This is a genomic window from Mesorhizobium temperatum (assembly GCF_002284575.1).
Lineage (GTDB): Bacteria > Pseudomonadota > Alphaproteobacteria > Rhizobiales > Rhizobiaceae > Mesorhizobium > Mesorhizobium temperatum.
On record NZ_NPKJ01000075.1, the window covers coordinates 129,362 to 146,856 of the forward strand.

The following is a 17,495-nucleotide window of genomic DNA, read 5'->3' on the forward strand; positions in this document are numbered from 1 at the left end:
CTCACATGACAGAGGCGGCGAGGTCGCCATCATAGGCGGCCTGGATCAGGCCCCGCATGGCGGCCAGATCGAATGGACGCGGATTGTTCTTGATGAGACGGTCGATGGCGAGCGCCTGTTCGGCCGTCCATTCGAGCTTGTCGGCGGGAAGCCCGAGCCTGGCCAGCGTAGGCGTGATCCCGATCGCTGCAAACAGCCGGCCGACCTCGTCGATCGTCGCGTCGGCCATCTCAGCGGTGCTGCGGTCCCTCCCGTCGAGACCAAGGGCAAGGCCGATCTCGGTCATCTCGGCGGCCGCGGCGGCCCGGTTGTACTTCATGACATACGGCAGCATAGTGGCGACACCCAGCCCGTGAGCGGTGTGGGTAAGCGCGCCGACCGGATATTGCACCGCGTGCGCCGCCGCCGTTCCGGCCGTGCCGAACGCGCAGCCGGCTGCAAGCGCGCCCATCATCACATCGGCGCGAGCGTCCTCGTCGGCGGGGTCGCGGTAGGCCTTCTCGAGACTGCGGCCAAGCAGCTTGATCGCGAGCAGCGCAAAATGATCGGTCAGCGCGCTCTTGCCGATGAACACGTGCTGTTGCGGCAGGCCGGGGTCAGTGCCGCGCCTGGCGGCGGTAAAAGCCTCGACCGCATGGGTCAGCGCGTCTGCGCCGGCTATCGCCGTCAGCCCCGGGGGACATGTCATCGTCAGTTCCGGGTCGCAGATGGCGGCTGCCGCGATCAGATGGGGGCTGGAGATGCCTACCTTCATGATGCGAGCCGGATCGGAAATCACCGCGACAGGGGTCACTTCCGAGCCGGTGCCAGCTGTCGTTGGCACCGCGATCAGCGGCAGCGTCGGACCGGGCACCTTGAACTCGCCATAGTAGTCCTGGAGCAGGCCGCCGTGACTGATGAGCAACGCGGCGCATTTGGCCATGTCGAGACAACTGCCGCCGCCGATGCCGATCGCTATGTCGGGCGCAAAATCCCGCGCCTCCTCGACGCAGACGGCAACCGTGTCGCGCGGAACATCGGGCTGCACACGGTCGTGCACCAGCACAGCGATCGATGCGCCCTCGAGCGCTGCGATGATCTCTGCGAAGGCGACAGTTGCGGCAAAGCGCTCGTCCGTGCAGACGAGAGCGCGACGGCCGAGCCTGGCCGCAACGGTTGCAATGGCATGGCGCTGGCCCTTGCCGAAGAGGATTTCACGCGGCAGCCTTATTGCAGCGAAAAGGCTCATGGTCTTGCGTCCCTCGATGATGGTTGGAAAGCGAAAATTCGTTGAGCCCTAAGAAAATATCCTCTATTAAATCGTATAGGATATAGGATTGTATTGAACGCAGCATCGTGTTAGCCAGTGATCGTGTCAAGAGGCAAAGATGCAGGTCACGAACGCAAGCAATGCCCGAGAAGCCGACCCCGCCAGCGGACGCATCCAGCGATCCACCAGCCTGGTGGAGGACGTCTATGAAGCGATCTTCGCGCAACTCATGTCGCTGAAGATCGCGCCTGGCTCACGGATCACCGTCGACAGCCTGGTCAAGGAGCTCGACGTATCGCACACGCCGATCCGTGAAGCGCTTGGCCGCCTCGAAGGCGAAGGCCTTGTGCTGAAGACACATTTGATCGGCTACCGCGCCGCGCCGCAGATAACCAGGCGCCGATTTGACGAACTCTATGAGCTTCGCCTGCTGCTCGAGCCGCATGCGGCGGCCAAAGCAGCCGCGTTGATGGATGAGACGAAACTTGCGGTGCTTGAGGAGTCGGCAGGGGGCATGGCGCGCCGCGAAGGCAAGGATGAACGCCTGCGTTACTCCAACTTCGCGCGGCAGGACGCCATTTTCCACGACCGGATCATGGAATTTGCAGACAATGATCTCGTGCGCGAGACCCTCGCGTTCCAGCATACGCACTTTCACATCTTCCGCCTGATGTTCCATTCGCGCGTCACCGAGGAGGCGCTCGACGAGCATCAGGCCATCCTGGCCGCCTTCGCCGCCTCCGACCCCGCTGCGGCGGAACAGGCGATGCGCCGTCATATCGAGCATTCCCGTGATCGTTTGTTGCCGGCGTTCGATTGAGGCTGTCACGATGTTCGTCACCGTCGGGAGCGGCGCCGTCAAGCTGAACGCACCGTTGATCAGGCAAGCAAACGCCGGGGGGCGGATCCCATTTTCTGAGACCCGCGCTGCCGGGCGATCGCAATGCCCACCCGCCTTCCATTCACGAAACCCTTCCATCGACAAAACGAGGAACCGACCATGCCAGGCAAGAAAATACTGATGTTGACCGGTGAGTTTACCGAAGAATACGAGATCTTCGTCTATCAGCAGGCGATGGAGGCGGTCGGCCACATCGTCCACGTTGTCTGTCCTGACAAGAACGCTGGCGACCTGATCAAGACGTCGCTTCACGATTTCGAAGGTGACCAGACCTACACCGAAAAACCCGGCCACTATGCTTTGCTGAACAAGACCTTTTCGGAGGCGGAAAGACAGCTCGACCAGTATCATGCCGTATACTGCGCGGGCGGTCGTGGCCCCGAGTACATCCGCACGGATAAGCGCGTGCAGGCGATGGTCCGCCATTTCCACGAAAACAAGAAGCCGATCTTTACAATCTGCCATGGCGTCCAGATCCTGATCGCGGTCGACGGCGTCGTGCGTGGCAAGAAAGTCGGTGCGCTGGCCGCCTGCGAGCCGGAAGTGACCCTCGCCGGTGGAACCTATGTCGACCTGTCGCCGACCGAGGCCTATGTCGACGGAACGATGGTCTCGGCAAAGGGCTGGACCGCACTAGCCGCGTTCATCCGCGAGTGCCTGAAGGTGCTGGGAACGGAAATCCGCCACAACTGAGTCAATTGTTCCGACCAGCTGCCGGACGGGGTCGGCATCCAGCCTGGTGACCCGCTGCTTGGCAATCCAGCCCAAACAGGCACCATCGTAGCAGCCATGCAGTCGTCCTGGGCGGCAGCTTGAGTTGAGCGTTGGCGGATCCATTCCGTGACATCCGCCGAAGATTTGCAGCGGCTCAGGATAAATGCTGATCTGTAGTGATCCTTCGCGCCCCCCTCTGTCCTGCCGGACATCTCCCCCACGAGGGGAGATTGGCAGCTTTGGCGCACCGCTTGCTGTTGCGACAGTGGCGGTTCGCGAAGGCGGTGTGACGGCCGATCTCCCCCCTTGTGGTCCTTGTGGGGGAGATGTCCGGCAGGACAGAGGGGGCGCTGTCCCTCCGCCATCAAAGGTCCTGCACCGTCGTGACGCTCTGATATCTTGGCATGAATGCCACGCCATTTTTGCAGAACTTGACACACACAACTGGCGCCGGTCGGTGGTCAGTCGCCGCTCCGAGCGGATCCCAAAGCAATAGCCAACGGATCAGAGGTTCGGGCAGCCCTGCTCTGGCAGTCGCTTAGCGCCGTATTTTGCACATGAAGGCCGGAGCGGCCACTGTCGGTGGACCGTTCAAGCCGAAGAACATCATATATTAGTCATTTAGAATGTATTGATACAAGCTCTTCTCTGGCATTTGTGCAACACTTCCTCTTTTCTTTACTTCAACTATTGCTTGTGCGGCATGTATAGGCTGATAAAAGATAACAGGGCAATTAGGTTTTGCGGGGAAGGCATGTGGGAGCGGCCACGCCGATTACAATCGGGCTGGACAGCGGCGTCGTTTGTTTGACGCTGATGACGCAGTATCTGCGCCAGCCGGCCGATCCCGACGCCATTCGCCATGACCTGGGTTTGGGCGAACGGACCGCCGATCGCGTCGACCTTGTACGGGCAGCAAAACGCCTGAAGCTCAAGGCCAAGATAGCAAGACCTTCGCCGAAGAGGCTGGACCGCCTGCCGCTGCCGATAATCATCGAGAAGGCGGACGGCAGCTTTGTGCTGCTGGCGGCCTTGTCTGCGGGCAAGGTGCTCTTGCAGGATCCGCAATCTGTGCTTCTGGCCGGTATAATATGTGGCGGTGAAAGATGCGTACAGCAATCGTGACTGTATGAAAGCTTCAAATTATGTTGTATATGGGCGAGCGATGAAGATAAAAGATATTATATATAGGGACATAGACGAGGTGCCTCTCGCCGAGTATGTTGAGGCTTTCTCATTTCTTGTCGCCGGTGTGGATGATAAAAACCTTAAAACAGATGTCGATGTCCAGAATGCGAAAAGTAAGTACTTGATTGCATACGAATCTTACAGAATATTGATTTCATTACTAATTGTATTTTTAGTTATTTTTGCTAACTTGATAAGATCTGGGAATGTACAACTTAACTACGAGAGAATTATGCGGGGCCATGCTTTCATGGAAGCATGGCCTTGGAATAAAAACATATTTTTGCAATTATTGAAGGCGAATCAACTTGATTTATTTAGGCAGCGGAATGACTACTATTGGTTCTCATATTTATGCAGTGTAACCAGCTCAATATGGATATTATGGATACTCTGGAGAATTTCGGTCGAGTTTCGTCGATCTGACAGAATGAATGTCTCCGATTCTGAATATGCGGCTGTGCTGCGGGCTATTGGAATTTTACTTGCTGGAACATTGATTAGTTTTTTTGCCGCGAAGGCTAGTTTTTCAGATGGATATTCATTCTATGCACCATCTCTGAAAGATGCAGTTGTCGCATACTCTATAAAAAAGATATTATTAATTTCGTGCTTTTATGCAATGTGTGGGCTGTCTGTTTTTGTAATATCTATGCTCTTTAGGTACAGGCGAATCTAGTGGCTGCGGCTGGATGCCAATCGGCCGGGGGACAGTGGCAGTACAAACTTGCGTCCCACGAATAGGCTCGACGTATGCAGGCAGCGGGCAAAATGGCCTCTTCAATCGAATGCCTGGTCGATGATGTCAAACCCCAGCTTGGCCCTCGCTTTGCAGCGAGAGTACAGCATGAGCCAAATCCGAAAAATCTCGATTGGGATTACATCGTGGCGCGTACCGACCACATCAAACGTGAAGAGGCGCTACTTAAGCAACGAGGGCTTAAGCTCTACTCGCAGTCGGGCGTTAAGAGCAACATGTCGGGCGTTACTGGTATTCGCGCGACCTGGCGCTCACGCTGACGTCCCCATTCTGATGCCACTCTGGAGTTGGTGATATCACCATCCTGCCGGCTCACGACCCTGAACAGCTCTGGCGGCCGATTCATGCTGTTCGACAAGCAGGTAGGAATGCCCCTGATGGATGACAAGACGGGCGAGCCCTGTGCATCCCAGACGGGATGCGTCGGATCGCTCCAAAATCCGGTTCCGCTTTTGCAGTTCCTAGACTTCTACATTTTCGGATATGATCGGGTCGACCGGGCACCCTCTCGCTCCGGTCGGGAGGCGATTCTTGAGGAACCTAGGCAACCCGCACAGGGCCACCGACGGCGTTCCGATCACACGGCGTGATCTGATTACGGCCGCTGTTTCGGGTGCGGCCACCCTCTTCGCCCCCGTTGTCCTCGGCAGCGAAGAAGAAAGTTTCAAATTCGGCCTGACGCCGGTCTTCCTCTCGAACGATCTCGAATTGCTTGGCCATCTGCGCAGCTATCTCAGCGCCAGGATCGGTGGCCGGATCGAGCTCGTGACGCGCCGCACCTATCAGGAAATCACGGCGCTGCTGGTTTCCGGGCAGATCCAGTCGGCATGGATTTGCGGCTATCCCTACGTGCAGTTCAAGGCCGATCTCGACCTTGTCGCAACCCCGGTCTGGCACGGCAAGCCGCTCTACCAGTCCTACCTGATCGCTTCGGCCGATCGTAAAGCGGATGACTGGGCCGGACTGAAAGGCGATGTCCATGCGTTCTCGGATCCTGATTCGAATTCGGGTTTTCTGGTGACGCGGGCGCTGCTTGCGGAGAACCGCCAGCTTGCCGGCAGCTTTTTCGCGCGGAGCTTTTTCACCTATGGGCACCGAAACGTCATCAGGGCCGTCGCCTCGGGCCTCACTCAGTCGGGCAGCGTCGACGGCTATGTCTACGAGGTGATGCGCGAGACCGAGCCGGATCTGGTGAAGCAGACCAGGATCGTACGCAAGTCGGAATGGCTGGGCTTTCCGCCAATAGCGTCGCCGAAGTCCGTCGCCAACGATCGACGCGTCAGGGCGTTGCAGCAGGCCTTGATTTCCATGCAGGATGATGCCGAGGGTCGGAAGGTTCTTGCCCTGCTTCGGCTGGACGGGTTCGCGGCAACCAGTCCGTCGCATTTCGACGCGATTGCGGCCAAGGTGGAAACCGTGAGGCAGTCCGGATGAAACTGCTCCGGCGTTTCCGGTCGATTCCCGTCTCCTACCGCGTGCCGGTCCTTGTCGCCTTGCTCATGGTGGTCATCAGTGCGGCCATTTCCGAGCGCGTTCTCAGCCGGCTGTCGCGGACACAGGAAAGCTTCCTCAACGGTCTTGCCGAAACCTATCTGGACGGGCTTTCGTCAGCCGTGGTGCCGGCTGTGTTGCGGGCCGACGTCTGGGAGGTGTTCGACGCGCTCGACAGGTCCTCGGCGTCCTATAAATCGCTTGCCCCGATCGAAACCGTGGTGACCGGCTCAGACGGCAGGGTGCTCGCAGCGAGCGATCCGAACCGGATCGCGACCTATTCCGAATTGTCGGCCGATTACCGCAATCGCTATGGGCCGGATGTCGTCACCATCGACGAGGCCAGGTTGACCGGGTTCGCCCACCGCGATCTCGTCTATCAGGGCCAGCCGATCGGCACCATCCACGCCACATTCGATGTTTCGCATCTCTTTGCCGAACGGCGCGAGATTCTGGTCACCCTGCTTATTACCAATGGCGTCCTTGCGGCGTTGTTCGCGCTGGGCGGCTTCGTGCTGGTGAGGCAGATGATCGGGCCGATGCGGGTGCTGGAGGATCACATGCGCGCTGCAGCGCATGGCGCGGCCGAGCCGATCTCGCACCGGGAAATCCCGGCCGGGGACTCCGAGGTCGCAGGCCTGTTCCGCGGCTACAATGCCCTTGTCCATGCCGAGCGTGAGCGCGCGAACTTCGCCATGCAGCTCGCCGAGGAAGAGAAGCTGTCGAGCCTCGGGCGTCTCGCTTCCGGCATGGCGCACGAGATCAACAATCCGCTTGGCGGCCTGTTCAACGCACTGGATACGTTGAAGACCCATGGCGAAACCCCCGGTGTCCGCGACACATCGATCAGCCTGATCGAGCGCGGCCTTGCCGGCATTCGCGACGTGGTCGAGGCCGCGCTTGCGACTTATCGGCCAGAACGATCGCAGCGCCCGATGACGGCCGCCGATCTGGACGATGTCCGCCTGTTGCTCAAGCCGGAATTGCGCCGCAAGCGGCAGCGGCTGGACTGGAGCGTCGCATGGAACGGTGCGCGGGAATTGCCCATCCGAGGCGGTCCGGTCCGTCAGGCGGTCCTCAATCTCCTCCTCAATGCCAGCGCGGTCACTCCTGAAGACGGGACGGTTTCGCTGACGGCGATGAGCTGGGAAGACCGGTTGCACATCGAGATTGGCGACCAGGGCACCGGAATGCCGGCCGACATCGCAGGGATTCTCATCGACCAGGACCCCGGCCCGGCGGTGCGCGCGGGGCGTGGTCTCGGCCTCTGGATGGTCCGCCGCGTGGTTGACGATCTCGGCGGACGTGCCAGTATCGCAGCCAAAAGAGGAGGAGGGACGGCGGTCACGCTGACAATTCCCTTCGACAGGGAGGACACCAAAGCCCATGCCGCCTGAGCGCGCCCGGATAGGCCTCGTCGAGGACGATCCCGTCATGGGCGGGTCGATCGTCCAGCGCCTTGAGCTCGAGGGCTGGCGGGTGAATTGGTGGCAGTCAGGGCGGGATGCCATCTCCGGAATTGAAGGCCTCTGTGGTTGCCTCGATCTGGTGATTTGTGACGTCCGTCTCCCGGATATTTCCGGGGAAGTGGTTTTCAGCGAGCTTGCCAACCTGCCGAATTCGCCACCCTTTGTCTTCGTGACCGGCCATGGCGAGATTGACCAGGCTGTCCGGTTGATGCGATCCGGCGCCGTCGATTTCATGACCAAGCCGTTCGCGATGGATGAATTCCTGCGCAGGATCGATGCCGCACGGCGGACTACGCATAGCCAGCTTCGTCTCAAGGGCTATTTCCTCGGCGAGTCCCCGGCCATCCAGCATGCCGAAGACTTGCTGCGGCGTTATGCCGGCCACGATCTTCCCGTGCTGATCACCGGCGAGACCGGATGCGGGAAAGAAGTGGCGGCCCGCCTGCTGCATGAGGTCTCACCTCGGCGCCTGGAGCCGTTCATCGCGGTGAACTGTGCGGCGATCCCGGCCGAACTGCTGGAAAGCGAGATTTTCGGTCACGAAAAAGGGGCGTTTACCGGGGCGCAGCAGCGGCATCTCGGATATGCCGAGCGGGCCGGAAACGGCACCTTGTTCCTGGACGAGATCGGCGACATGCCAATGCCGCTTCAGGCAAAATTGCTGAGGCTCATAGAGGACGGCAGTTTCAATCGCGTCGGCGGCGAGACGCCCTGCCCGTTTGGCGCACGGGTCGTTTCGGCCACGCATCGCGACCTCGGCCAACGCGATGGGCGGTCGAGCTTCCGCGAAGATCTGTATTTTCGACTCGCCGTCCTGCCGGTGACGATTCCACCGCTACGTGAGCGGCATGAGGACATCACCTGGCTGCTCGACAGGTTCCTTGAAAACGCAGCGACCCGATCCGACACCCGGATCCGGGGTTTCAGCGCGCTGGCCGAGGAGGCCGCACTCGCCTATCCCTGGCCCGGAAATGTGCGGGAGCTTAGGAACCGCGTCGAGCGGGCGGTGGCGTTGTCGACCAGTGAATGGATCATGCCCGGCGACCTGTTCCCGGAGCGGACAGCAAAACCCGCAAGCGCTGCATTCGCCCCGCTGGCCGATGTTCGCGATGCGGCGGAGCGGCGGCAGATAGAGCGGGCGCTGGACGAAACCGGCGGTCAAATCGCGAAAGCAGCCGGGTTGCTGGCGATCTCGCGAACGACGCTTTGGGAGAAGATGACGCGGCTCGGCGTTTCCGATCGGGCGCGTTCGACTTCCTGAACCTTCGGCATTGCAGCATGTCCGGATTTCCGAACATGCAGGCTCCATGGCGCTGGCTTTCCAGCAGTTTCTCAAATGAAATCGGCGGCTTCTCCGGTTGGCACAGGCGTTGCAAGACGGCTTGCGACGATTTCGCCAATGGGAGGAATGCATGGATCGCTGCAACAGACTGGTCGACGTCGGCCGCCGTCAATTCTTGAGGGGAGGGGCGTTCGCCGCCGCCGGCATGGCCACCGCCGTGGCGCTGCCGGCACAAGCTCAGACCAAGGCTGCACCCGGTCTGGCGCTGGTCGAATACCCGTCGAACAAGCTGGCCAATATTGCCGATTTGAAACCAAACGAGCCTTTCGATGTCGGCTACCCCGATGACAACGCGCCCGGTGTGCTGCTGAAGCTTGGAATGAAAGTGGAAGGCGGCGCCGGTCCTGACGGCGACATCGTCGGCTTCTCGACCATCTGCCCGCACAAGGGCTTCCCGCTCAACTACAACGCCGACGACCACTCCTTCAATTGCCCCGGCCACTATTCGCGCTTCGACGCGGATGCCGGCGGGCAACAGATCTGGGGGCAGTCGACCGCCAACCTGCCGCAATATGCGCTCCGCGTCGACGACAAGGGCGACATCTATGCCGAGGGCGTGGACGAGCTGCTCTACGGTCGTCTGAGCAATGTACTTTAAGAGAGGGTCGGATCATGGCTTACAAACGTCACATCGATAGGCTGCCGATCATTCCGGCGGATGCGAAGAAACACAACGTCACCTGCCACTATTGCATCGTCGGCTGCGGCTATCACGCCTACACCTGGCCGACCAACAAGCAGGGCGGCACCGATGCCGCCTCGAATGTGTTCGGCGTCGAGCTGTCCGAGCAGCAGGCCGCCGAGACCGACGCCTGGTACGCGCCGTCGATGTACAACATCGTCAAGCAGGACGGCAAGGACGTCCACATCGTCATCAAACCGGACCACGACTGCGAGGTGAATTCCGGCCTCGGTTCGGTACGCGGCGCCCGCATGGGCGAGCTGCGTTACTCGACCGCCCGCGGCTCGCAGCAGCAACGTCTCACCGATCCAATGGTCTGGCGGTATGGCCAGATGCAACCGACCTCCTGGGAGGATGCCCTCGATCTCGTTGCCCGTGTCACCGCCGCCGTCGTCAAGGATCAGGGCGAGGATGGGCTGTTCGTCTCCGTCTTCGATCACGGCGGTTCGGCCGGCGGCTACGAAAACACCTGGGGCACCGGAAAACTCTATTTCGGCTCCATGAAGGTGAAGAACATCCGCATCCACAACAGGCCGGCCTACAATTCCGAGGTCCATGCGACCCGCGACATGGGCGTCGGTGAGCTGAACAACTGTTACGAGGACGCCGAACTGGCCGATACGCTCGTCTCGGTCGGCAACAACCCGCTCGAGACGCAGACCAACTATTTCCTCAACCACTGGGTCCCGAACCTGCGTGGCACTTCGATGCAGAAAAAACAGGAGCAGCTTCCGGACGAACCGCATGCCAAGGGACGCATCATCTTTGTCGATCCGCGCCGCACCGTATCGGTCAATGCGGCCGAAGCCGAAGCCGGCAAGGAAAACGTCATGCACCTTGCCATCAATTCCGGCACCGACATGGTGCTGTTCAACGCCTGGCTGACCGAGATTGCGGACAAGGGCTGGGTCGACAAGGCCTTCATCGATGCGTCGACCAGCGACTTCGACAAGGCGCTCGCCGCCAACAGAACTACGCTCGAGGACGCGGCCAAGATTACCGGGCTGACCGTCGACCAAATCCGTCAGTCGGCGGCATGGATCGCCGAGCCCAAGGACGGTAAGCGTCGGCGCACCATGTTCGCCTACGAGAAAGGTTTGATCTGGGGCAACGACAACTATCGCACCAACGCCGCGCTGGTGAACGTCGCGCTCGCCACCGGCAATGTCGGTCGCGAGGGTGGCGGCTGCGTGCGCATGGGCGGTCACCAGGAAGGCTATGTCCGTCCCTCCGACGCGCATGTCGGCCGGCCCGCCGCCTATGTCGACAAGCTGCTGATCGAGGGCAAGGGCGGCGTCCATCACATCTGGGCCTGCGACCACTACAAGACCACGCTGAACGCGCACCAGTTCAACATGGTCTACAAGAAGCGCACGGACATCGTGAAGGATGCGATGAGCAAGGTGCCGTATGGCGACCGGCAGGCGATGGTCGAAGCCATTCTGGCCGCCATCAAGGCCGGCGGCCTGTTCTCCGTCGACGTCGACATCATCCCTTCGAAGATCGGCGCAGCGAGCCATGTCTGGCTGCCGGCTGCGGAATCGGGCGAGATGAACCTGACATCCATGAACGGTGAACGTCGTATGCGTCTCGTCGAGCGCTACATGGACCCGCCCGGCAATGCCAAGCCGGACTGCCTCATCGCGGCGGGGCTTGCCCAGCACATGGAGAAGGCCCTGCGTGAAATGGGCGACAATGCCTATGCCGACCAGTTCAAGGGTTACGACTGGAGAACCGAGGAAGACGCCTTCATGGACGGCTACAACAAAAATGCAGGAGGGGGCGAGTTTGTCACCTATGAGCGTCTGAAGGCCATGGGCAATAACGGCTTTCAGGAGCCCGCCACCGGTTTCGAAGACGGGAAGATCGTCGGCACCAAGCGTCTCTATACCGACGGCAAATTCGGGACAAAGGACGGCAAGGCGACCTTCATGGAAGCGCAATGGCGTGGCCTGCAGGCGCCGGGCAAGGAGGAGCAGAAGAAGAACAACAAATACCTCATCAACAACGGGCGCGCGAACCAGGTCTGGCAGAATGCCTTCTTGGACCAGGAGAGCGAATTCGTGATGGATCGCTGGCCCTATCCGTTCATCGAGATGAGCCCAGACGACATGACCGAACTCGGCGTGAAGAATGGCGACCTCGTGGAGGTTTACAATGAGAGCGGCTCAACCCAGGCGATGGTCTATCCGACGCCCACGGCCAGAAAGGGCGAGACTTTCATGCTGTTCGGATTCCCGACCGGCGTGCAAGGCAACGTCATCAATGCCGGCACGAATGAGCTAATCCTGCCGAACTACAAGCAGACCTGGGCGAACATCCGGAAAATCTCGGATGCGCCGGAAGGCGTGAAGCACCTTTCGTTCAAGTCGCAGGAATATCAAGCCGTCTGAGGCCCTCCCAAGCCCGCCGCTGCGCCAGTCGCAGCGGCGGGCTCACTGTCTCGGTCTGCCGAGATTCCCGATGGCAGCAATTTTCAGTGTCTCGCGTATCGCGAGCGGCCAGTTACGTCGATCGCCCGAGAAATTCTTACTATTTTGCTTCACGACCTTTCAAAGGACCCGTCTCCGATCCTCTAGTCAGTTCTCGAAGGAACGCCTGGACCAGATTTCGTGTTTCGTCTGCCCTGCGGTAAGCGACCAGATGCCGCGAACTGAAGGTATAGGATCCCGGCTTGATCGCCCGCAACTCGCCGGCATGGACCCATGACGATGCGAAATGGGCCGGCAAGAAGCCGATGAAATTCTCCGACAGGATCAGCATCAATTGTGCTTCCATGTGGATCACTGACGCGCTGGCCCTGGGATGCCCGACGAGATACAGGTCGTCGAAATACCGATAGCTGCGTACCGAAAACCGCGCAGCGTGGATGGCGCTTTGGTCGATCCTTGAATCGGGCATCGCAAAAAGCGGGTGCCGTCGGCCGCAATAGAGAAAATGCGGCTCGCCGCAGTAATCCCGGTAAACGACACCGGGCGCTTTCTGCGATAGCGGCCCGATGACGATGTCGCGGCCGCCATCAGCGACTTGCTGCTCAAGTTCGGACGGCGTGCCCAGCGAAAGATCTATAAAAACATCGGAATCAGGACCCATGAAGCGTCTGAGGGCATGCTGGATGCCTAGTTCATCGCTTGTGAATACGCCATCGGACGTGCCGATCCGCAGCCGGCCGGACAGGCTGCCGCTGGCCGCGCTGATGCGGTGCCCGAAATCGTCGAGGTCGCGGAACAGTTTCTGCGCCGCGTCGTAGGTCGCCTGTCCGACCTCGGTCAGGCGGAACTGTTTGCGTCCGCGATGGCAGAGCTGGGCGCCGATGCGTTTCTCCAGCTCCGCAAGATGCGTGCTGAGCGTCGGCTGCGACAGGTTGAGGGTGATCTGCGCGTCGGCGAAGCCGCCTGAATCGGCCAGCGCTACGAAGACACGCAGCAGGCGGATATCGATGTTGTCCAGACGACGCATGGTTTGTCCCCTCGATCGGCGATACATCGACGTTATTCGATGTAAAATTCTAAATAAACTCATTTACACAAATGTTGAAAATGGCGAGCCTGCGCGGAACAAAAAATGGGGAACAATCATGAAATCGTCACTTCGCATAGCGTTGTCCGCAGCACTGGTGCTCGCCAGTTCGCAGTTCGCCTTCAGCGCCGACCAGATCCGCATCCTTGCTCCGACGTGGCTGGGATTTGCACCCGTCCACATCGCCGGCGACCTGGGCTGCTTCGCCGGCAAAGACCTCGACGTCAGCATCAAGTTCGAAGATGACCTGACCAACGTCATGGCAGCGATGGCGCGCGGCGACATCGAAATGCAGATGCGCTCCGTCGGCGAATATCAGGGTCGTCCGCGCGACGCCTCCACGCCGGGCATCATCATCGGCACGATCGATGAATCCGTCGGCGGCGACGGCGTCATCACCGACGACAAGGTCAAGACGGTGGCGGATCTCAAGGGCAAGGTCGTCGCTGCCGAGCCGAACATTCCCTCACGCCTGTTGCTCCAGATGGAGCTGAAGCAGGCGGGACTGTCGCTGAAGGATCTTCAGATCAAGGACATCGCAACGGCCGACACGGGCGCGGTTTTCGTCGATGACTCGATTGCCGCGATTGCGACCTATGAACCGTTCATGTCGCAGGCGCTGAAGGCCTCGACCCGTCCGGGTGCCCGCATGCTGGTCTCGTCCAAGGATCATCGCGGTATTATCATCGATGCGATCATCGTCCGTAACGATGACTTCAAGGCGAACCCGGACAAGTACGCAAAGTTTCTCGGCTGCATTTACGAGGCTGTCGACTTCCTCAAGGCCGAGCCGGAAAAATTCGCCGATATGGCCTCCAAGCATTTTGGCCTGACGCCGGCTGAAGTGACCGAGATCGTCGACTCCAGCCTATCCTACACGACGCTTGCAGAATCGCTCGCCTACATGGGCAAACCGGGAGAAAAAGGTACGCTCCACGCCATCTTCGATACGGTGATGGACCTCAATCTGGAGAACGGGGCCGCCGACAACAAGCTCATGGCGACGGACCAGATCGACAATTCGGCGATCAGCAAGGTATCGGCTAAATAGCGGCAATGGACCAGGTCCGCCTTCTGGCGGCCGCCGGCGGCCATGCCATGCCGGCAGCCGTCTATGACAGCCCTTGTTTTCGACCATCCGGGGATAGCGATCTTGTTCAGCAGTCTGTTTGTTTTTCGCGGCCGCGCTTCGCCGATGACGGAATCCGCCGTCAGCGTTGCGGCGGCTGCCCTGGTCGTAGCAGGTTGGGAGCTGGCGGCACGCGCGGGCATCATTGCGCCGCAGTTCCTCCCCTCGCCAAGCCGCGTCGTCATCGCCTTGTGGACAATGCTGACCGAGCAGAACCTCGTCTGGCATGTCGTGGTCTCGACCACACGTGTGTGGATCGCCTTCCTGCTCGCCGCGGCCTTGGCCATCCCGATCGGCATCATGATGAGCAGTTACCGGATTGTCGGAGCCGCACTCGAGCCGATGATCGATTTCATCCGCTATCTTCCGGTACCCGCACTTGTGCCACTGTCCATTATCTGGTTCGGCGTCGGCGAGGAGACAAAGATCTTCCTGCTCTGGCTGGGCACATTCTTCCAGCTCGTGCTTCTCGTGGCCGACGACATGCGGCGGGTGCCGCACGAGTTCGTCGAGGTCGCCCGCACTGTCGGCGCCAGCTCGAGGCAGGTAATGACCGATGTCGCCTTGCGCTGGATGGGGCCGACGCTGATCGACAATCTCAGGATCACGCTCGGCTGGTGCTGGACATATCTGATCATCGCCGAGATCGTCGCGGCCGATTCCGGCATCGGCTATGTGATCTGGACGGCGCGCCGCTTCGTTAAAACGCCTGAAGTGATGGCAGGCGTCGTCGTCATCGGGCTGATCGGCCTCATCACCGACCAGTTGCTTCGCCTGCTTCACCGCCGGCTTTTCCGGTATCTGTGAGGGATAGGTCATGATGAGCGGCTACGTTCAATTCGTCGATACGGCCAAGTCCTTCGGCCCGGTCGATGTCGTGCGAAAAACCGATCTTGGCCTCGACCGCAATTCGCTGGTGGTCTTCCTCGGCCCATCGGGTTGCGGCAAGACAACCTTGATGCGGATGGTCGGCGGCCTCGACGAACCGAGCTCGGGCTCGATCGTGCTCGGCGGCGAAAAGGTTGTCGGGCCGGATCGCCGGCGCGGCATGGTGTTCCAGTCCTATTCGTCGTTTCCCTGGCTGACGGTCGAGAAGAACATTGCCTTCGGCATGCGCTACAGGAAAGATCTTGGCGCGGCCGAGAAGGCCGAGCGAATGCGCCATTATCTCGAATTGTTTGGGCTTGCCGATTTCGCCGGCTCCTATCCGAACCGGATCTCGGGCGGCATGCGCCAGCGCGTGGCCATAGCGCGCACGCTCGCCGCCGGTTCGGACGTGCTGTTGATGGACGAGCCTTTCGGCGCGCTCGACGCGCTGACGCGCGAGCGCCTTCAGGTCGAGCTGCGGCAGATCCAGATTCGCGAAGAAAAGACCATCATCTTCGTCACCCACGACGTGGAAGAAGCGGTATTCCTCGCCGACCGGATCATCCTGTTTTCGCGCCGGCCGGCTTCGGTCGTGGCCGACATCGACGTGGCGGCTGAGCTCAGTCCGCAACGGCCACTGGAGATCCGGGAAACGCAGAAATTCTTCGAGCTGCGTAACAAGATCCTGCATCTGATCCGCAATGAGACCGGAGTGGTCGTATGAGCCTGTCCTTCTCCGGAAAGTCCGTCGTGATCACCGGGGCCAGCCGTGGCATCGGGCTCGGCATCGCGAAGGGCTTCGCGCAGGCCGGCGCCAGTCTGCATCTCATCGCGAACGAAGCGGCTGTGCACGAACGGGCGCGTGAATTGGGCGCCACCAGCAGGGAGGCCGATATTGCCGATCGTGCGGCCGTCGCCGCGGCGCTCGAACCTCTCGCTCGCATAGACGTGCTCATCAACAATGCCGGCCTCGAACTGATGACGCCTATCACCGACAGCGGCGACGATGTCGAAGCCGCCTTCCGGCGCGTCATCGAGATCAATATCATCGGCACGGCGCTCGTCACAGCGCGCGCTCTGCCGCGGATGCAGCCCGGCGGTTCGATCATCAACACCGCATCGATCTGGGGCCGCGTTGCCGAGGCGCAGTTCGGTGCCTATGTCGCCTCCAAGCACGCCATCATCGGCTTGACGAAGACCTGGGCCAAGGAACTCGGGGCCAGGGGCATCCGCGTCAATGCGGTTTGTCCGGGATGGGTTCGCACGGATGCGTCGATGCGCTCGCTCGGCCGTATGGCCGATCAGGGCGCCGTCAGCGAGGCAGCGCTGCTCGAAAGCATCGTCGGCACACAGGCGCTGCCGGGCCTGATGGAGCCGGCCGATATGGCGGGCACCTATCTCTTCCTGGCGTCGGAACTCGCGGCCAACATCACCGGGCAGTCGCTTGGCGTCGACAGGGGAGAAGTGCCTTGGTAAGCCCGCTTCACGGAAAACGCGCGCTGGTCACTGGCGCGGCCAGCGGTATCGGCCGCGCCACTGCGCACGCCTTGCGCGAGGCCGGGGCCACGGTTCTGGGGCTCGATCTCGAGGCGTCGGAGGGCGATATCCCCATTCTTGCCTGCGACCTCGCCAGCGAAACCGACATCATTGCCGCGGTCGGGCAGGGCAAGGACCGGATCGGCGGCTACGACATCCTCGTCAACAATGCCGGCATCCTCCAGGAAGCACCGCTTGGCGGGATTTCGCTCGACCATGTCGACCGCATGTTCGCCGTCAATGTGCGGGGCGCGATCATCGTGGCGCGGGAAATCTTGCCGCATCTTCCCGATGGTGGACGCATCATCAACATCGCCTCCGAGCTCGCTTATCTCGGCCGGTCGGGCGCTTCGGTCTATTGTGCGACGAAGGCGGCATTGCTCGGCCTTACCCGCTCCTGGGCACGCGAACTTGCGCCCCGCATCCTGGTCAACGCCGTGGCGCCCGGGCCGACCGACACGCCGCTTCTCGGCTTCGAGGCACTGACCGAGAGCCAGCGCGCGCTGGAAACGACACACCCGCTGGGGCGGATCGGACGGCCGGATGAAATCGCCTCCGCGGTGGTGTTCCTGGCCGGCCCCGGCGCAACTTTTTTCACCGGACAATGCCTGGGCGCCAATGGTGGCGCGGCGATGCTTTGAGAAGAGA

General features: G+C 60.7%; 17 protein-coding genes. 15 read left to right on the top strand and 2 right to left on the bottom strand.

All coding sequences use genetic code 11. The annotated features are described in order from the left end of the window. Position 1: 1 nt before the first annotated feature. Positions 2 to 1,228, bottom strand: a complete 1,227-nt coding sequence (locus CIT26_RS32460; protein WP_095496361.1) for an iron-containing alcohol dehydrogenase — start codon at positions 1,226 to 1,228, stop codon at positions 2 to 4. A 139-nt stretch (positions 1,229 to 1,367) separates the two neighbouring features. On the opposite strand from CIT26_RS32460, the gene CIT26_RS32465 reads away from it, so the two are divergent. The 10 genes from CIT26_RS32465 (at position 1,368) to CIT26_RS32510 (ending at position 12,189) form a co-directional block, all read left to right on the top strand. Continuing rightward, positions 1,368 to 2,069, top strand: a complete 702-nt coding sequence (locus tag CIT26_RS32465) for a GntR family transcriptional regulator (RefSeq protein WP_095496362.1) — start codon at positions 1,368 to 1,370, stop codon at positions 2,067 to 2,069. A 180-nt stretch (positions 2,070 to 2,249) separates the two neighbouring features. Next, entirely contained in the window at positions 2,250 to 2,843 is a 594-nt protein-coding gene (locus tag CIT26_RS32470; RefSeq protein WP_095496542.1) for a DJ-1/PfpI family protein, read from the top strand. A 777-nt stretch (positions 2,844 to 3,620) separates the two neighbouring features. After that, positions 3,621 to 3,989 carry a cysteine peptidase family C39 domain-containing protein gene (locus tag CIT26_RS32480; RefSeq protein WP_095496364.1) on the top strand — a complete coding sequence of 123 codons (369 nt, stop codon included), beginning with the start codon at positions 3,621 to 3,623 and terminating at the stop codon, positions 3,987 to 3,989. Continuing rightward, positions 3,958 to 4,731 carry a hypothetical protein gene (locus tag CIT26_RS32485; protein ID WP_143747969.1) on the top strand — a complete coding sequence of 258 codons (774 nt, stop codon included), beginning with the start codon at positions 3,958 to 3,960 and terminating at the stop codon, positions 4,729 to 4,731. Before CIT26_RS32480 ends, CIT26_RS32485 begins: the two co-directional genes overlap by 32 nt. A 74-nt stretch (positions 4,732 to 4,805) precedes the next feature. Next, the gene (locus CIT26_RS36280) at positions 4,806 to 5,072 is read left to right on the top strand and encodes a hypothetical protein (RefSeq protein WP_143747970.1); all 267 of its coding nucleotides are present in this window, start codon (positions 4,806 to 4,808) and stop codon (positions 5,070 to 5,072) included. A gap of 271 nt (positions 5,073 to 5,343) precedes the next feature. Next, a complete protein-coding gene (locus CIT26_RS32490; RefSeq protein ID WP_245319639.1) occupies positions 5,344 to 6,246 on the top strand; it encodes a substrate-binding domain-containing protein in 903 nt (300 codons plus the stop codon). Continuing rightward, positions 6,243 to 7,700, top strand: a complete 1,458-nt coding sequence (locus tag CIT26_RS32495; RefSeq protein ID WP_095496367.1) for a sensor histidine kinase — start codon at positions 6,243 to 6,245, stop codon at positions 7,698 to 7,700. Before CIT26_RS32490 ends, CIT26_RS32495 begins: the two co-directional genes overlap by 4 nt. Continuing rightward, positions 7,690 to 9,033, top strand: coding sequence for a sigma-54-dependent transcriptional regulator (locus CIT26_RS32500; protein WP_095496368.1), 1,344 nt, complete (start codon positions 7,690 to 7,692; stop codon positions 9,031 to 9,033). The genes CIT26_RS32495 and CIT26_RS32500 overlap by 11 nt, the downstream gene beginning before the upstream one ends. Before the next feature lie 151 nt (positions 9,034 to 9,184). Next, the gene (locus CIT26_RS32505; protein WP_095496369.1) at positions 9,185 to 9,712 is read left to right on the top strand and encodes an arsenate reductase (azurin) small subunit; all 528 of its coding nucleotides are present in this window, start codon (positions 9,185 to 9,187) and stop codon (positions 9,710 to 9,712) included. 14 nt (positions 9,713 to 9,726) lie between these two features. Next, complete coding sequence (locus CIT26_RS32510) at positions 9,727 to 12,189, top strand: arsenate reductase (azurin) large subunit (RefSeq protein ID WP_095496370.1); 2,463 nt, start codon at positions 9,727 to 9,729, stop codon at positions 12,187 to 12,189. Between the two features lie 139 nt (positions 12,190 to 12,328). Here the strand turns inward: CIT26_RS32510 and CIT26_RS32515 are convergent, their stop codons facing one another. After that, entirely contained in the window at positions 12,329 to 13,255 is a 927-nt protein-coding gene (locus CIT26_RS32515; RefSeq protein ID WP_095496371.1) for a LysR family transcriptional regulator, read from the bottom strand. Between the two features lie 118 nt (positions 13,256 to 13,373). Between CIT26_RS32515 and CIT26_RS32520 the strand changes: the two genes are divergently transcribed. The 5 genes from CIT26_RS32520 to CIT26_RS32540 all read left to right on the top strand — a co-directional run bounded on the left by CIT26_RS32520 (position 13,374) and on the right by CIT26_RS32540 (position 17,488). Beyond that, on the top strand, positions 13,374 to 14,366 hold the full coding sequence (locus CIT26_RS32520) for an ABC transporter substrate-binding protein (RefSeq protein ID WP_095496372.1): 993 nt from the start codon (positions 13,374 to 13,376) through the stop codon (positions 14,364 to 14,366). A gap of 63 nt (positions 14,367 to 14,429) precedes the next feature. Next, complete coding sequence (locus tag CIT26_RS32525; RefSeq protein WP_245319640.1) at positions 14,430 to 15,251, top strand: ABC transporter permease; 822 nt, start codon at positions 14,430 to 14,432, stop codon at positions 15,249 to 15,251. A gap of 13 nt (positions 15,252 to 15,264) precedes the next feature. Continuing rightward, positions 15,265 to 16,035, top strand: a complete 771-nt coding sequence (locus tag CIT26_RS32530; RefSeq protein ID WP_095496544.1) for an ABC transporter ATP-binding protein — start codon at positions 15,265 to 15,267, stop codon at positions 16,033 to 16,035. Beyond that, the gene (locus tag CIT26_RS32535) at positions 16,032 to 16,787 is read left to right on the top strand and encodes an SDR family NAD(P)-dependent oxidoreductase (protein WP_095496373.1); all 756 of its coding nucleotides are present in this window, start codon (positions 16,032 to 16,034) and stop codon (positions 16,785 to 16,787) included. Before CIT26_RS32530 ends, CIT26_RS32535 begins: the two co-directional genes overlap by 4 nt. Then, on the top strand, positions 16,781 to 17,488 hold the full coding sequence (locus CIT26_RS32540) for an SDR family NAD(P)-dependent oxidoreductase (protein ID WP_143747971.1): 708 nt from the start codon (positions 16,781 to 16,783) through the stop codon (positions 17,486 to 17,488). Before CIT26_RS32535 ends, CIT26_RS32540 begins: the two co-directional genes overlap by 7 nt. Positions 17,489 to 17,495: the final 7 nt, after the last annotated feature.

Bases quoted from the DNA above. Each gene is read 5' to 3' on its own strand.
- CIT26_RS32510 (WP_095496370.1), top strand. From the start codon at position 9,727: ATGGCTTACAAACGTCACATCGATAGGCTGCCGATCATTCCGGCGGAT.
- CIT26_RS32525 (WP_245319640.1), top strand. From the start codon at position 14,430: ATGACAGCCCTTGTTTTCGACCATCCGGGGATAGCGATCTTGTTCAGC.
- CIT26_RS32500 (WP_095496368.1), top strand. From the start codon at position 7,690: ATGCCGCCTGAGCGCGCCCGGATAGGCCTCGTCGAGGACGATCCCGTC.
- CIT26_RS32470 (WP_095496542.1), top strand. From the start codon at position 2,250: ATGCCAGGCAAGAAAATACTGATGTTGACCGGTGAGTTTACCGAAGAA.
- CIT26_RS32520 (WP_095496372.1), top strand. From the start codon at position 13,374: ATGAAATCGTCACTTCGCATAGCGTTGTCCGCAGCACTGGTGCTCGCC.
- CIT26_RS36280 (WP_143747970.1), top strand. From the start codon at position 4,806: ATGCAGGCAGCGGGCAAAATGGCCTCTTCAATCGAATGCCTGGTCGAT.
- CIT26_RS32460 (WP_095496361.1), bottom strand. From the start codon at position 1,228: ATGAGCCTTTTCGCTGCAATAAGGCTGCCGCGTGAAATCCTCTTCGGC.
- CIT26_RS32495 (WP_095496367.1), top strand. From the start codon at position 6,243: ATGAAACTGCTCCGGCGTTTCCGGTCGATTCCCGTCTCCTACCGCGTG.
- CIT26_RS32530 (WP_095496544.1), top strand. From the start codon at position 15,265: ATGAGCGGCTACGTTCAATTCGTCGATACGGCCAAGTCCTTCGGCCCG.
- CIT26_RS32535 (WP_095496373.1), top strand. From the start codon at position 16,032: ATGAGCCTGTCCTTCTCCGGAAAGTCCGTCGTGATCACCGGGGCCAGC.
- CIT26_RS32465 (WP_095496362.1), top strand. From the start codon at position 1,368: ATGCAGGTCACGAACGCAAGCAATGCCCGAGAAGCCGACCCCGCCAGC.
- CIT26_RS32505 (WP_095496369.1), top strand. From the start codon at position 9,185: ATGGATCGCTGCAACAGACTGGTCGACGTCGGCCGCCGTCAATTCTTG.
- CIT26_RS32515 (WP_095496371.1), bottom strand. From the start codon at position 13,255: ATGCGTCGTCTGGACAACATCGATATCCGCCTGCTGCGTGTCTTCGTA.